This window comes from Inquilinus ginsengisoli, assembly GCF_031453975.1.
Taxonomy (GTDB): Bacteria; Pseudomonadota; Alphaproteobacteria; order DSM-16000; family Inquilinaceae; genus Inquilinus; species Inquilinus ginsengisoli_A.
In genome coordinates, this window is record NZ_JAVDPW010000002.1 from 59,098 (window position 1) to 72,219 (window position 13,122).

12 protein-coding genes are annotated in these 13,122 nt (G+C 70.8%); 3 read left to right on the forward strand and 9 right to left on the reverse strand.

Annotation, left to right across the window (positions count from 1 at the left end; all coding sequences use genetic code 11):
- Positions 1-11: 11 nt before the first annotated feature.
- On the reverse strand, positions 12-179 hold the full coding sequence (locus E9232_RS04100) for a hypothetical protein (RefSeq protein ID WP_309792304.1): 168 nt from the start codon (positions 177-179) through the stop codon (positions 12-14).
- Between the two features lie 55 nt (positions 180-234).
- Positions 235-657: a VOC family protein gene (locus E9232_RS04105; protein ID WP_309792305.1), complete on the reverse strand. Its 423-nt coding sequence runs from the start codon at positions 655-657 to the stop codon at positions 235-237.
- 497 nt (positions 658-1,154) lie between these two features.
- Between E9232_RS04105 and E9232_RS04110 the strand changes: the two genes are divergently transcribed.
- From E9232_RS04110 to E9232_RS04120, 3 genes are all read left to right on the forward strand, one after another.
- Positions 1,155-1,802 (forward strand): MarC family NAAT transporter, encoded by a 648-nt coding sequence (locus tag E9232_RS04110; protein ID WP_309792306.1) that lies wholly within the window; start codon positions 1,155-1,157, stop codon positions 1,800-1,802.
- A 118-nt stretch (positions 1,803-1,920) separates the two neighbouring features.
- On the forward strand, positions 1,921-2,868 hold the full coding sequence (locus E9232_RS04115; RefSeq protein ID WP_309792307.1) for a threonine/serine dehydratase: 948 nt from the start codon (positions 1,921-1,923) through the stop codon (positions 2,866-2,868).
- 434 nt (positions 2,869-3,302) lie between these two features.
- Positions 3,303-3,836 carry a Ros/MucR family transcriptional regulator gene (locus E9232_RS04120; RefSeq protein WP_309792308.1) on the forward strand — a complete coding sequence of 178 codons (534 nt, stop codon included), beginning with the start codon at positions 3,303-3,305 and terminating at the stop codon, positions 3,834-3,836.
- Between the two features lie 248 nt (positions 3,837-4,084).
- On the opposite strand, the gene E9232_RS04125 is transcribed toward E9232_RS04120, so the two are convergent.
- From E9232_RS04125 to E9232_RS04155, 7 genes are all read right to left on the reverse strand, one after another.
- Positions 4,085-5,515, reverse strand: coding sequence for an aldehyde dehydrogenase family protein (locus E9232_RS04125; protein ID WP_309792309.1), 1,431 nt, complete (start codon positions 5,513-5,515; stop codon positions 4,085-4,087).
- A 197-nt stretch (positions 5,516-5,712) separates the two neighbouring features.
- Positions 5,713-6,723 carry a LacI family DNA-binding transcriptional regulator gene (locus E9232_RS04130; RefSeq protein WP_309792310.1) on the reverse strand — a complete coding sequence of 337 codons (1,011 nt, stop codon included), beginning with the start codon at positions 6,721-6,723 and terminating at the stop codon, positions 5,713-5,715.
- 88 nt (positions 6,724-6,811) lie between these two features.
- The gene (locus E9232_RS04135; protein WP_309792311.1) at positions 6,812-7,411 is read right to left on the reverse strand and encodes a sarcosine oxidase subunit gamma; all 600 of its coding nucleotides are present in this window, start codon (positions 7,409-7,411) and stop codon (positions 6,812-6,814) included.
- Positions 7,404-10,379, reverse strand: coding sequence for a sarcosine oxidase subunit alpha family protein (locus E9232_RS04140; RefSeq protein WP_309792312.1), 2,976 nt, complete (start codon positions 10,377-10,379; stop codon positions 7,404-7,406). The genes E9232_RS04135 and E9232_RS04140 overlap by 8 nt, the downstream gene beginning before the upstream one ends.
- The gene (locus tag E9232_RS04145) at positions 10,376-10,642 is read right to left on the reverse strand and encodes a sarcosine oxidase subunit delta (RefSeq protein WP_309792313.1); all 267 of its coding nucleotides are present in this window, start codon (positions 10,640-10,642) and stop codon (positions 10,376-10,378) included. The genes E9232_RS04140 and E9232_RS04145 overlap by 4 nt, the downstream gene beginning before the upstream one ends.
- A 12-nt stretch (positions 10,643-10,654) precedes the next feature.
- Positions 10,655-11,905, reverse strand: coding sequence for a sarcosine oxidase subunit beta family protein (locus E9232_RS04150; protein ID WP_309792314.1), 1,251 nt, complete (start codon positions 11,903-11,905; stop codon positions 10,655-10,657).
- A 161-nt stretch (positions 11,906-12,066) separates the two neighbouring features.
- Entirely contained in the window at positions 12,067-13,020 is a 954-nt protein-coding gene (locus E9232_RS04155) for a GlxA family transcriptional regulator (protein WP_309792316.1), read from the reverse strand.
- Between the last annotated feature and the right edge of the window lie 102 nt (positions 13,021-13,122).

Here is a 13,122-nt window from a genome sequence, read left to right on the forward strand (position 1 = left end):
CGCCGGCCGCCTCAGCGGCAACTGCAGGGGCTGCCCTTGCCGCCGAAATTCCTGGCGGCGAAATTCTCGGCGTCCGAGGCGTAGTCGAAGCTGCCGAACTGGCAGACATTGCTGCCGCGCGCGGTTATCTCCTGCTCCAGTGTCCGGTACTCGACCTCGATCCGCCTGCCTCGGGCCATCGACTCGGCGGGACGGGCGCCCGGATTGATCAGGACGCCCGTTCTGTTCGGCCGATCACGCGGTCTCGGGCGTCCCTGCGATCGCCGCCGGATCCATCCACATGATCTCCCAGACATAGCCGTCGGGATCCTCGACGCTGCGGCTGAACATGAAGCCATGGTCCTGCGCCGGGTTGGGATCGGCGCGACCGCCGGCCGCCACCGCGCGGGCCAGCGTCGCATCCACCGCGTCGCGGCTGTCGACGCTCAGGGCGAGCAGGACCTGGCTGTCGCGCCGCGCGTCGCCGATCGGGCGCTTGGTGAAAACGCCATAGTGGGCGTGGGTCAGCAGCATCACCCCGATTGCGTCCGAGAACATGATCGAACTGGACTGCTCGCCCGAAAACTGCGGGTTCAGCGTGCCGCCGAGCGCGAGGTAGAGCGTGGTCGAAGCGGCGAGATCGCGGACCGGCAGGTTCACGAAAATCATCTTGGGCATCACGTCCCTCCTTCTCTTGATCTGCGAGCCGCGCTTTTGTCTCGCTGCTATGTTGGTAGACGCAATATGTCTTATCGTCAAGATACATTACGTCGAGAGAAAAGACTCATGGATCGTGCCGACGTCGCGACAGAGCAATGGGCCCGCGAGCGCCCGGACCCCCCACGCTGCCGATGGCGGTGCTCGGCCGCCTGTCCGAAGCCGCCGGGCGGGTGACGCGCGACCATCTCAACCCGCTGTTCGCCAGCGCCGGGCTGCAGCCGGGCGAGTTTGACGTGCTCGCGACCCTCCGGCGATCGGGCGTGCCCTGCATGCTGTCACCCACCCGGCTTTACGATAGGAGCGGCTGCTGTCGGTGCTCACCACCGCCGAGCAGGAAAAGCTCAACGCCCTGCTCAGGAAGCTGATCACCGGGCTCTAGCCTCTTGCCGTGATCCCGATGTTGCGGCCGGCACCGCAGATCAGCCAGGGTGTCTGGCCACATCAGGGGGACGCGCATGGGCGGTTCGATCCAGACATTCCTGCTCACCCTCTCGGCCCTGTTCTCGATCGTCAACCCGATCGGGGCGGCGCTGATTTTCAGCCAAATCACCGCCGACCGGTCGCATGACGAACGCCGCCAGCTGGCGCGGACGATCGCGATGTACTCCACCCTGGTCATGCTCGGGGCGCTGTGGGGCGGCGCCTATGTGCTGAGCTTCTTCGGAATCAGCCTGTCCGCCCTGCGCATCGCCGGCGGCTTCATCATCGCCGCCAGCGCCTGGCGGCTGCTGCAATCGCCGGAGCAGCAGGAGGAGCGCAAGCAGCAGCAGGCCTCGGAGGCCGAGGGCATCGACGCCGTCGCCTTCTTCCCGCTGACCATGCCGTTCACCACCGGACCGGGGACGATCTCGGTCGCCATCGCCATCGGGTCGAGCCTGCCGGTGGGGCAGCCGTCCTTCCTGCCCTTCGTGCTCGGCGCCTCCGCCGCGGCGATCGTGCTCGCCGTCATCATCTGGGTCGCCTACTCCTCGGCCGACCGGATCGTCGCCTTCCTGGGCCATGCCCGGGCGCGCGTGCTGTCGCGGCTGATGGCCTTCCTGCTGCTGTGCGTCGGCACCCAGATCACCCTGAACGGCATCGCCGATTTCGTGCATACGCTGTAGCCCGCGCCGGACGGCGGCCGGCAAAGGGGAATTGCGTCCGGCCGTCTGGAATTGGTAGTTTGCCAATCGACGAATTCCTGACCCGAACATCAGCCGCAGGGGCGGCACCGGAGACGAGATGTCCAGGATCATCCCGATCGACCGCAGCCGGATCGCCGCCACCGAGCCGGTGATCCGCCCCCACATCCGGCGCACCCCGGTGGTCGCCGCCGAGGGCCGCGACTTCGGCATCGAGGCCGGCGCGATCACGGTGAAGCTGGAACTGCTGCAGCATGCCGGGTCGTTCAAGACCCGCGGCGCCTTCGCCAACCTGCTGACCCGCCCGGTGCCGGCGGTCGGGGTCGCTGCGGCGTCCGGCGGCAACCACGGCGCCGCGGTGGCCTTCGCCGCGCGGGCGCTGGGCCTGCCCGCCCGGATCTTCGTGCCGGCCATCTCCTCGCCCGCCAAGATCGACCGCATCCGCAGCTACGGCGCCGATCTGGTGGTCGGCGGCGACCGCTACGCCGACGCGCTGGCCGCCTGCGACGCCTGGGCGGCCCAATCCGGCGCCCTGTCCATCCACGCCTTCGACCAGGCCGAGACCATGCTGGGCCAGGGCACGCTGGCGCTCGAGCTCGAGTCCCAGGCGCCGGAGCTGGACACGGTGCTGGTCGGGGTCGGCGGCGGCGGGCTGATCGGCGGCATCGCCGCCTGGTATGCCGGGCGGGTCAAGGTCGTGGGCGTCGAGCCCGAGGCGTCGCCCACCCTGCACCGCGCCTTCGAGGCCGGGCACCCGGTCGATGCCGAGACCGGCGGCATCGCCGCCGATTCCCTGGCGCCGAAGCGGATCGGCGAGCAGGTCTTCCCGATCGTGCGGCAGCATGTGCAGGCGACCGCGCTGGTGACCGACGACGCGATCCGCGCCGCCCAGGCGGCGCTGTGGTCGGGCTTGCGGGTGGTGGCCGAACCCGGCGCCGCCGCCGCCTTCGCCGCCCTGCTGTCAGGCCGCTACCGCCCCCGGCCCGGCGAGCGGGTCGGCGTCGTGGTCAGCGGCGGCAACACCGTCGCGGTCGATTTCAGCCGCTAGCTCGACGCCTCCATCACATCGGCCGACCACTGCGCCGTTTCCCCGAGGCTGGCCGCCGAATCCTTCGGCCGGCGCGGGGCCGATCGGCATAGAGAGAGAACTCATGGCCACGCATCCGCTGGATTGGGCGGAGCCGTGGCTGCTTTGAATTCCCGGCGTGGCCATCAGGGAAACAACAAGCATGCGAAGGGGCGACGCAACAATTGTGCTCGATCCTGATTATTTTCCGCAGGCGAACCGGCGCAAGGGAAAGAGTCGCAGGACCGAAAACTTTTTTCTGAATCCCCTGGAACCTTAGAGCCAGTCTTGTCTTGTAGCATTTGACGCCATGAGAGCAGTCTCGATGATGCTGACGGCCCCCCGTGACGACCTGCGGACGCGTTGCGGCGCACAGGACATAAGGGGCGGCACACAGGACTTAAAGGGAAAGCGCGATGTCCACGCTGAGCGAAGATGAGATCCTCAAATTCACCAAGGAAATCATCGTGGCCCATGTGTCGCACAATGCGGTGGACAGCGAGTCCCTGCCGGGTCTCATCCGCAGCGTCCATCTGTCGCTGATCGCGGCCCGCGGCACGCCGGTCTCGCAGGACATGACGGCCGTCGACGGCGACCAGGAGCCCGAGGCCATCCGGGCCGAACCCGGCGCCGACCATCACCCGGCGGCGCATCCGCGCCTCGTCGCGGCCTCGACCCCGGCGGTGCCGGTCGCGGAGTCGGTGACGCCGGACTACATCATTTGCCTGGAGGACGGCCGCCCGTTCAAGATGATGAAGCGCTGGCTGCGCGCCACCTACGGCATGACGCCGGAACAGTACCGCGCCAAATGGAACCTGCCGGCGGACTACCCGATGGTGGCGCCGAACTACGCCCGCTCGAAATCGGCCTATGCCAAGACCCAGGGCCTCGGCACCACCCGCCTCCGCCACCGCGCCGAGAAGCACCGGCCCCAGCGCGCCGCCGTCTGAGGCTTTGCGCCTGCCGTCAGGCGATGGCGACGGCCGGTTCGGCGAGGCCGGCCATCGGCAGGACCAGGCTGCCGCCGAGGGCGATACCGGCCAGTGCAACGCCGGGCGGGAAGCCACCACGCCAGGATGGCCGCCCCCCGCAGGCGGATGCTGGTTCCCCGCAGCCTGCGTCGCCGCAAAAAGAATTCAGGAAGAGGCCGGCAAGCCGGAGCCCTCCGCGGCGAACCACGGAAGGCTCCGGCGAGGACTCAGGCGGCCTCGTAGCCGATCACGCCCTTGATCTCGAGGAAATCCTCGAGGCCGAATTCGGCGTATTCCCGGCCGTTGCCCGACTGCTTGTAGCCGCCGAACGGCGCGCCGGTGTCCCAGGCGGGGTAGTTGATGTGGACGTTGCCGGTGCGCAGCTGCGACGCCACCTTGCGCGCGCGGTCCAGGCTGCCCGACTGGACATAGGCGGCGAGGCCGTAGACCGTGTCGTTGGCGAGGTCGATCACCTGCTCTTCAGTCTCGTAGGTCAGGATCGACAGCACCGGGCCGAAGATCTCCTCGCGCGCCACCGACATCTCAGGCGTCACCCGGGCGAAGACGGTCGGGCGGATGAAGTAGCCGCGGTTCAGCCCCTCGGGCCGGCCCGGGCCTCCGGTCACCAGCTCCGCGCCCTCGGCGATGCCGGATTCGATCAGCTTCTGGATCTTGTCGTACTGCACCTGGCTGACCACGGGGCCCAGCATCGTGCTTTCGGCATCCGCCGGGCCGACCTTGAAGGTCTCCGCCGCCGCCTTGGCGTAGCCGACCGCCTCGTCATGCCGGTCGAGCGGCACGAACATCCGGGTCGGGGCGTTGCAGGACTGGCCGCTGTTGCCGAAGCAGCCGGCGACGCCCTTGGTCACCGCCCGCTTCAGATCGGCGTCCGGCAGGATGATGTTGGCCGACTTGCCGCCCAGCTCCTGATGCACGCGCTTGACCGTGTCAGCCGCCGATTTGGCCACCAGGACGCCGGCGCGGGTCGACCCGGTGAAGGACACCATGTCGACATCGGGGTGGCTGGAGATCGCGGTGCCGACCGTCGGCCCGTCGCCATTGACCAGGTTGAACACGCCCTTCGGCACGCCGGCCTCATGCAGGATCTCGGCGAAGATGATGGCGTCGAGCGGCGCGATCTCGCTGGGCTTCAGCACCATGGTGCAGCCGGCGGCCAGGGCCGGGCCGACCTTGCAGGTGATCTGGTTCAGCGGCCAGTTCCACGGGGTGATCATGCCGACCACGCCGATCGGCTCCTTGGCGATCAGGGTGGTGCCCTTGATCCGCTCGAACTCGAAAGTCTCCAGCGTCTCGATCATCCGGGCCAGATGGGCCTCGCCGGCGCCGGTCTGGGATTCCAGCGCGAATTTGCGCGGCGCGCCCATCTCGCGCGACACGGCGAGCGCGATGTCGCCGGCACGGCTCTTGTAGACCTCCAGGATGCGGCGCAGCAGGGCCAGACGCTCCTGCCGGCTGGTGCGGGCGAAGACCGGGAAGGCCCGCTTCGCCGCCGCCACCGCGCGGTCGACATCCGCGGCCGAGCCGAGCGAGATCTGGGCAAACGCCTCCTCGGTCGACGGGTCGATCACGTCGAGCGTCTTCGGCGTGATCGGGTCGACCCAAGCGCCGTCGATGTAGAATTGCAATTCGTGCGCCATCAGAACCTCGTTCGGTCGTGGGGCGGAGGGGAGCCGAAGGCCCGGCCCTCCGGTCGCAATGCCATCGCCGCGGCAAATGCCGGGCATGACAGCCTGGACGAGACGTTAGAGCAGCGCCGTGCGGCGGGGAAGCGTTGCCGGGTGAGCGACGGCCATGCGCCCGCCAGGCCTTGCCGCCGCGCCGCGAGTCCGGCGCACTATCGGATGGCGAAGCCGACCGATGCCCGGACCACAAGCTCCGGCGCCAGGGTGACGGCGGCCGGCAGCGGCGCCCCCTCCTCCAGGTGCCGCAGCACCGCCGTCGCGGCGGCGGCGCCGATCTCGGCGGCGGGCTGGCGGATGGTGGTCAGCGGCGGGAAGGTCTGGCTGGCGAATTCGATGTCGTCATAGCCGATCACCGAGAGGTCCGCCGGCACCGACAGGCCGGCATCTTGGGCGGCGTGCAGCGTGGCGATCGCCGACAGGTCGTTCAGCGCGAAGATCGCCTCGGGCCGCTCGCCCGGCGGCAGCGCGATCAGCTCTCGCGCCACCACAGCTCCGCCGGCAATGGTCAGGTCGCAGCGCCGCGTCAGCGCCTCCGGCACGCCCAGGCCGTGCGCCGCCAGCGCCGCCCGCAGCCCGTCCAGCCGCTCGATCACGCGGGGATGGTCGGCCGGGCCGGCGATGCAGCCGATACGACGGAAGCCGCGCCGGGCCAGGAAATCGCCGGCCAGGAAGCCGCCGGCCCGGGAATCGTCGTTGAACACCGACGGCACGATGCCGGCGGCAGCATCGATCGCCACCACCGGCACCTCGCGCACCTGGCCGAGGCGGCGGAAGAACTCGGGGCTGGCATGGGTGGTCATCACCACCACGGCGTCCACCCGCTTGGCGAACAGCATCTCGAGATAGCGGGCGAGATGCGCCGTCTCGTCGTCGGTGTTGCACAGCATCAGGGCGTAGCCATGGTCGAAGCAGGCGCGCTCGACCCCGCGCATGACCTCGCCGAAGAACGGGTTGGTGGTGGTGGTGACGATCATGCCGATGGTGCGGCTGCGGTTCGACTTCAGCGCCCGCGCCACATCCGACGGGAAATAGCCCAGCGCGGCGATGGCGCTGCGCACCCGCTCCGCCGTCTCGCCGCTCACCGGCCGGGTCCGGTTGATGACATGCGAGACGGTGGTGAAGGACACGCCGGCCTGCCGGGCGACGTCCTTGATCGTGACCATCACGGGCGCCTCGCGACCAACTCCGGGGGCATGTCCCAGCGTGTAGGAGCGAAGCCGCCCGGGCACAAGCCCGGAAACGCCGAAGCGGCTAGGCCTCGACCTCGCAGCCGAACTCCGCCGCCGAAGCATCGAGCCAGCGCCAGACGCTGCCGGCGAAGCCGCGGAGCACCGCGATCTCGTAGGTCGGTGCGTCGTCCAGCTGCCACAGCTGGGCGCCGACATGAGCGATCACGGTCACCGCCGCATCATCAGGGCCGAAGCCGCGCGGATGCAGGTCGAGGCCGACACCCTTGACCAGCGCGTCGCGGGCGTGGGGGCCGGAGACGCGCAGCACCGCCAGCCCGTCGCTCTGGTCGCTCACGGCCGCAAAGGCGCCGACGGCCGCGGCCAGATCCCGGACGAGGTCGCGCCCATCCTCGGCCACGGCGAGCCATTGCCCGGGGCCCGACCAGACGAAGGCCAGACCGCCCTGCTCCACCCGCTTCGGCGTGGTCGGCAGGTCCAGGCCGTACTGGGACCGGATCGCGGTGGCGAGGTCCGCGGCCCGGCCTTTGCGGGCGATCAGCCGGGCCAGGGCCAGCCCGTCACGCGGCCGGACGGTGACGCCGGCCTTATTACCCTCGGCACGGCCGTGGCGGCCGGGCACCAGGATGCCGGCGAAGGCGGATCGGGGGGTGAGGTCAGACACGCAGGCGCTCCCCATCGGGGTCGTAGAACACAGCTGACACCACCTCGACCGCGATCTCCTCGCCGCGCACCGGGTCGCAGGCGCGCAGGGTCTCGCCGATCCGCTCCGCCCCGCGGGCGAGCAGGCCGAGCCCGATCCAATGGCCCAGCATCGGCGAGAAGGCGACCGAGGTCATGAACCCCTGGTCGTTCTCGGTGGTCGCCGCCGCGCCGTCGGCGATGAAATGCGCCCCGGCCCGCAGCCGCCGCGACCGGTCCACCGGCCGGAAACCGATCACGCTGGGCCGCGCCGGATCGGCCAGCCCCGGCCGCCCGGCCAGGACCCGGCCGATATAGTCCTTCTTGGTCGACATCATGCGGCCGAGGCCGAGATCGGCCGCCGTGGTCTGGCCGTTCAGCTCGTTGCCGGCGACATGGCCCTTCTCGACCCGCATCACGCCCAGCGCCTCGGTGCCGTAGGGGGTGATGCCGAGATCCTTGCCCGTCTCCATCAGCCGCCGCACCAGTGCGTCGCCGTAGCGCGCCGGCACCGCGACCTCATAGGCCAGCTCGCCGGAGAAGGAGATGCGGAACAGCCGCGCCGTCACGCCACCGCAGACCGTCAGCTCGGCCGCGCCGAGATAGGGGAAGGCGGCGTTGCCGATGTCGAAGGGCGGGTCGACGATACGGGAAAGCAGGTCGCGTGCCCTCGGCCCGGCCACCGAGAACTGCGCCCACTGGTCGCTGACCGAGGTGAACTGGACATCGAGCTCCGGCCACAGGCACTGGTGGCAGAACTCCATGTGCTGCATCACCTTGGCGGCATTGGCCGTGGTGGTGGTGACCAGGAAGCGGTCGTCGGCCAGGCGGGAGGTGGTGCCGTCATCCATGACAATGCCGTCTTCGCGCAGCATCAGCCCGTAGCGCGCACGGCCGACCGCCAGGGTGGACCAGCCGTTGATGTAGAGCCGGTTCAGAAACTCCGCCGCATCGGCGCCCTGCAGGTCGATCTTGCCGAGGGTGGAGACGTCGCAGATGCCGACCGCCGATCGGGTCCGGCGCACCTCGCGGTTCACCGTCTCCAGCCAGTCCTTCTCCCCCGGCCGCGGGAAATACTGCGCCCGCAGCCACGCCCCGGCCTCGACGAACACCGCCCCCTGCTCCGCCGCCCAGTCATGCGACGGGGTCAACCGGGTCGGCCGGAAGTCGCGGCCGCGGGCGTGGCCGGCGAAGGCGCCGAGCGACACCGGGGTGTAGGGCGGCCGGAACCGGGTGGAGCCGACGGCGTCGATGTCCCGCGCCGTGATCTCGGCCATGATGCCGATGGCGTTGACGTTCGAGGTCTTGCCCTGGTCGGTGGCCATGCCGAGGGTGGTGTAGCGCTTGAGGTGCTCGACCGCGCGGAAGCCCTCGCGCTCGGCCAGCTCGATGTCCTTGTCGGTGACGTCGTTCTGGAAGTCGACGAAGCGCTTGCCCCCGCCGCCCTTGACCCGCCACAGGGCGCTGACCCCGGTCGACTCCGCCGCCACCGCCGGCGGATCGAAGGCGCCGCCGTCGTAGCCGCAATCCCGCGCAGACTCAACACCGGCCTTGCCGCCGCCGGAGAGGCAGCCGGCCAGATCGAACACGCCGGCGGCGCTGCCGGCGACGGCCATGCCCGGCGGCAGATCGCCCGGCACGAAGGCGGCGAGGCCGGGGTTCCAGGCGGGACGGCCGCCGAGATGCGAGGTCAGGTGGACGTTGGGGCTGAAGCCGCCGGACATCGCCAGCAGGTCGCAGGGCAGCGTCACGGTCCGGCCAGCGGCATCCCGCACCTCGGCCGCATGCAGCCCGCGGGCGCCGCCGACCGCGCGGGTCACCACCGCCCCGGCCAGCAGCCGGGTGCCGGCATCGCGCGCCGCCCGATCCAGCTGCGCCTCCGGCCGGGCGTCGACGATCGCCTCCACCGCCACGCCCGATGCGGCGAGGTCGGCGGCGACCGCCCCGGCCGCATCGTTGTTGGCGAAGATCACCGCGCGGCGGCCAGGGGCCACGGCATGGCGGTTGAGATAGGTCCGAACGGCGCCGGCGAGCATCACCCCGGGCCGGTCGTTGTCGCCGAACACCAGCGGCCGTTCCAGGCTGCCGGCCGCCAGCACGCAGCGCTTCGCCACGATCCGCCACAGGCGCTGGCGCGGAGCGTGGGGCTCCGGCACCGCCAGATGGTCGCCGACCCGCTCCACCGCGCCATAGGTGCCGTGGTCGAACACGCCGAACGCCGTGGTCCGGCGCAGCAGCCGCACCTCCGGCAGTGCGGCCAGCTCGGCCTCGGCCGCCGCCGCCCAGCCCGGCGCCGCCTGGTCACCGACCGCCCGGCGTTCGGACAGCAGGCTGCCGCCGAGCCGGAAACCCTCGTCGCACAGGATGACGCGCGCGCCGGACCGTCCCGCCGCCAGCGCCGCCGCCAGCCCGGCCGGGCCGGCGCCGACCACCAGCACGTCGCAATGGATGGTGGCCTTCTCGTAGTGGTCCGGGTCGGGCTCGGTCGCCGCCCGGCCCAGGCCGGCGGCGCGGCGGATCAGCGGCTCGTAGACCTTCTCCCAGAACCGGGCCGGCCACATGAAGGTCTTGTAGTAGAAGCCGGCGGCGAAGACCGGCGACAGCAGCCCGTTCACCGCCATCAGGTCGAAGCCGAGGGACGGCCAGCGGTTCTGGCTCTGCGCGTCCAGCCCGTCGAACAGCTCGACCATGGTGGCGCGGCTGTTCGGCTCTCGCCTCGCGCCGCGGCGCAGCTCGACCAGCGCGTTCGGCTCCTCCGCCCCGGCCGAGAGGATGCCGCGCGGGCGATGATATTTGAACGATCGACCGGTCAATCCAACGCCGTTGGCCAGCAGGGCCGAGGCCAGGGTGTCGCCGGGATGGCCCTGGTACTCCCGCCCGTCGAAGCGGAAGCCCAGCGTCGCGGCGCGGTCGATCTGCCCGCCGGCGGGCAGGCGGAAAGGCTGGCTCATGGCTGCGCCTCCCGGCCGCGGGCGTCGACGGCGCCGAGGATGCGGTGGTCGCGGGTGTCGCGCGTCACCACCAGCCAGCTGCGGCAGCCGCCGCCATGGTACCAGTACTCGGCCAGCGCCCCGGCCGGGTTGTCGCGCAGATAGGCGTATGCGACGAAGGCGTCGACCCCGGCATCGGGCGCCGGGCGCTGCACCGTGGCGTCGCCGAGATAGCTGAACTCCTCGGCCGCGCGCTCGCCACAATGGGGACAGGGGATCCGCATCTCTGATGTCCCTCAGTGCAGGTTCGGCTGGGCGCCGACGCCCTTTTCGTCGATCAGGTGGCCGGTGGCGAAGCGGTCCAGCCGGTAGGCGGCGTTCAGCGCATGCGGCGCGTCATGGGCGATGGTGTGGGCGAAGCACCAGCCCGAGGCCGGGGTCGCCTTGAACCCGCCATAGCACCAGCCGGCGTTGAGGTAGAGGTTGCGCACCGGCGTCCGGTCGATGATCGGGCTGCCGTCCATCGACATGTCCATCAGCCCGCCCCACTGCCGCAGCAGGCGCAGCCGGCCGAGCGCCGGTAGGATCGCCAGGCCGCCCTCGACCACATCCTCTACCACCGGCAGGTTGCCGCGCTGGGCGTAGGAGTTGTAGCCGTCGATGTCGCCGCCGAACACCAGCCCGCCCTTGTCGGACTGGCTGACGTAGAAATGTCCGGCGCCGAAGGTGATAACGCCGTCGACCAGCGGCTTCAGCCCTTCGGAGACGAAGGCCTGCAGCACATGGCTCTCGATCGGCAGCTTCAGCCCCGCCAGCGCCGCGACGCGCGAGGAGTTGCCGGCGCAGGCCAGCCCGACCTTGCTGGCGCGGATCCGGCCCCGGCTGGTCTCGACCCCGACCACCGCGCCGTCCTCGATGGCGATGCCGGTGACCTCGCAGTTCTGGATGATGTCGACGCCGCGGCTGTCGGCGGCGCGGGCATAGCCCCAGGCCACCGCGTCGTGGCGCACGGTGCCGCCGCGGCGCTGCAGCAGCCCGCCCTGGATCGGGAAGCGGGCATTGTCGAAGGCCAGCAGCGGCGCAAGCGCCCGCACCTGCTCGCGGTCCAGCAGCTCGGCATCGACGCCGTTCAGCCGCATGGCGTTGCCGCGGCGGGCGTAGGCGTCGCGCTGGGCGTCGGAGTGGTAGAGGTTCAGCACGCCGCGCTGGCTGACCATGGCGTTGTAGTTGAGGTCCTGCTCCAGCCCCTCCCACAGCTTCATCGACCATTCGTAGAACGGCGTGTTGCCGGGCAGCAGGTAGTTGGAGCGGATGATGGTGGTGTTGCGGCCGACATTGCCGCCGCCGATCCAGCCCTTTTCCAGCACCGCGACATTGGCGATGCCGTGCTCCTTGGCCAGGTAATGCGCGGTGGCGAGCCCGTGGCCGCCGCCGCCGACGATGATCACGTCATAGGCCGGTTTCGGCGCCGCGTCGCGCCAGGCCGGCGTCCAGCCCTGCTGGCCCCTTAGGGCTTGGCCCAGCACAGAGAAGATCGAATAGCGCACGCCGTGCCTCCGTTCGGGCCGGAGCCACCCCCTCACCCGGAACCGCCGACGCGGTTCCGGGTGAGGGGGTGGCTCAGGCCTATCCTTACCAAGCATCCACCCCATACCGCCCTTCGATTTGCCTCAGAGCGTCATCGGCATGTCCCATGGAGACAAGCCGCTCACTCCGCCCGGTCCCGGGCCGGCGGAGAGCCGAAGCGCTGGCGGTAGGCGCGGGAGAAGTGGCTGGTGCTGACGAAGCCGCAGGCCAGCGCCACCTCGGTCACCGACAGCGTGGTCTGGCGCAGGTGGCGCCGCGCCGCCCGCAGCCGCAGGTCGAGATAATGCTCCGCCACGCTGCGCCCCAGCCGGCCGCGGAACAGCCGCTCGAGCTGGCGCAGCGACAGCCCGGCGATGCCTGCGAGGTCCTGGCGCGACAGCGGCTCCTCGATCCGCTCCTCCATCCGCGCCAGCGCCGCCAGCAGGCCGGGATGGCTGACGCCGAAGCGCCGGCGCGGATCCAGCCGCTGCGGGTCGTCGCCATGGCGCAGCTGGGTGTGCATGAACCAGTCGGCCACCGCCGCGGCCAGGGCCACGCCGTCGCGCCGCTCGATCAGCGCGTGCATCAGGTCGAGCGCGGCGATGCCGCCGGAGCAGGTCAGCCGGTCGCGGTCGATCTCGAACAGGTGCCCGGTCGGCTCCAGCGCCGGGAAGCGCTCGGCAAAGGATGCCAGATGGTCCCAGTGCAGGGTGAAGCGGTGGCCGTCCAGCACCCCTGCCCGGGCGAGCAGGTAGGGCCCGCCGGAGACGGCGCCCAGCGCGGTGCCGTGGCGCGCCAGGTCGCGCAGCCGGGCCAGGGTCGGCGGATGGTCGAAGCCCTCGATCCCGGTGCCGGCGCAGACCAGCAGCAGGTCGACCTCCGCCATGCGGTCCGGCGGCCGGTCCGGCGCCACGGCGATGCCGTTGGAGGCGCGCACCGGCTGCCCGTCCGGGCTGAAATGCAGCCAGCGATAGCGCTCGCGCCCACCCAGCAGGTTGGCGGCGCGCAAGGGCTCGATCGCCGCGGCATAGGGCATCAGCGGAAAGTTCGGGATCAGCAGGAAGCCGACGGTGAACGCCTCCTCCGCAGCCTGCATCCCCGTCCCTCCCCACGCCGGTCGCCCTGGCCGAAAGGACGCGATCGGGCGGCGCGGGTCAAGCCCGGAGCTTGACAATCATCGGCGTTTGTTCTCTTTTTG

Bases quoted from the DNA above. Each gene is read 5' to 3' on its own strand.
- E9232_RS04125 (WP_309792309.1), bottom strand. From the start codon at position 5,515: ATGGCGCACGAATTGCAATTCTACATCGACGGCGCTTGGGTCGACCCG.
- E9232_RS04155 (WP_309792316.1), bottom strand. From the start codon at position 13,020: ATGCAGGCTGCGGAGGAGGCGTTCACCGTCGGCTTCCTGCTGATCCCG.
- E9232_RS04100 (WP_309792304.1), bottom strand. From the start codon at position 179: ATGGCCCGAGGCAGGCGGATCGAGGTCGAGTACCGGACACTGGAGCAG.
- E9232_RS04115 (WP_309792307.1), top strand. From the start codon at position 1,921: ATGTCCAGGATCATCCCGATCGACCGCAGCCGGATCGCCGCCACCGAG.
- E9232_RS04120 (WP_309792308.1), top strand. From the start codon at position 3,303: ATGTCCACGCTGAGCGAAGATGAGATCCTCAAATTCACCAAGGAAATC.
- E9232_RS04145 (WP_309792313.1), bottom strand. From the start codon at position 10,642: ATGCGGATCCCCTGTCCCCATTGTGGCGAGCGCGCGGCCGAGGAGTTC.
- E9232_RS04130 (WP_309792310.1), bottom strand. From the start codon at position 6,723: ATGGTCACGATCAAGGACGTCGCCCGGCAGGCCGGCGTGTCCTTCACC.
- E9232_RS04105 (WP_309792305.1), bottom strand. From the start codon at position 657: ATGCCCAAGATGATTTTCGTGAACCTGCCGGTCCGCGATCTCGCCGCT.
- E9232_RS04110 (WP_309792306.1), top strand. From the start codon at position 1,155: ATGGGCGGTTCGATCCAGACATTCCTGCTCACCCTCTCGGCCCTGTTC.
- E9232_RS04140 (WP_309792312.1), bottom strand. From the start codon at position 10,379: ATGAGCCAGCCTTTCCGCCTGCCCGCCGGCGGGCAGATCGACCGCGCC.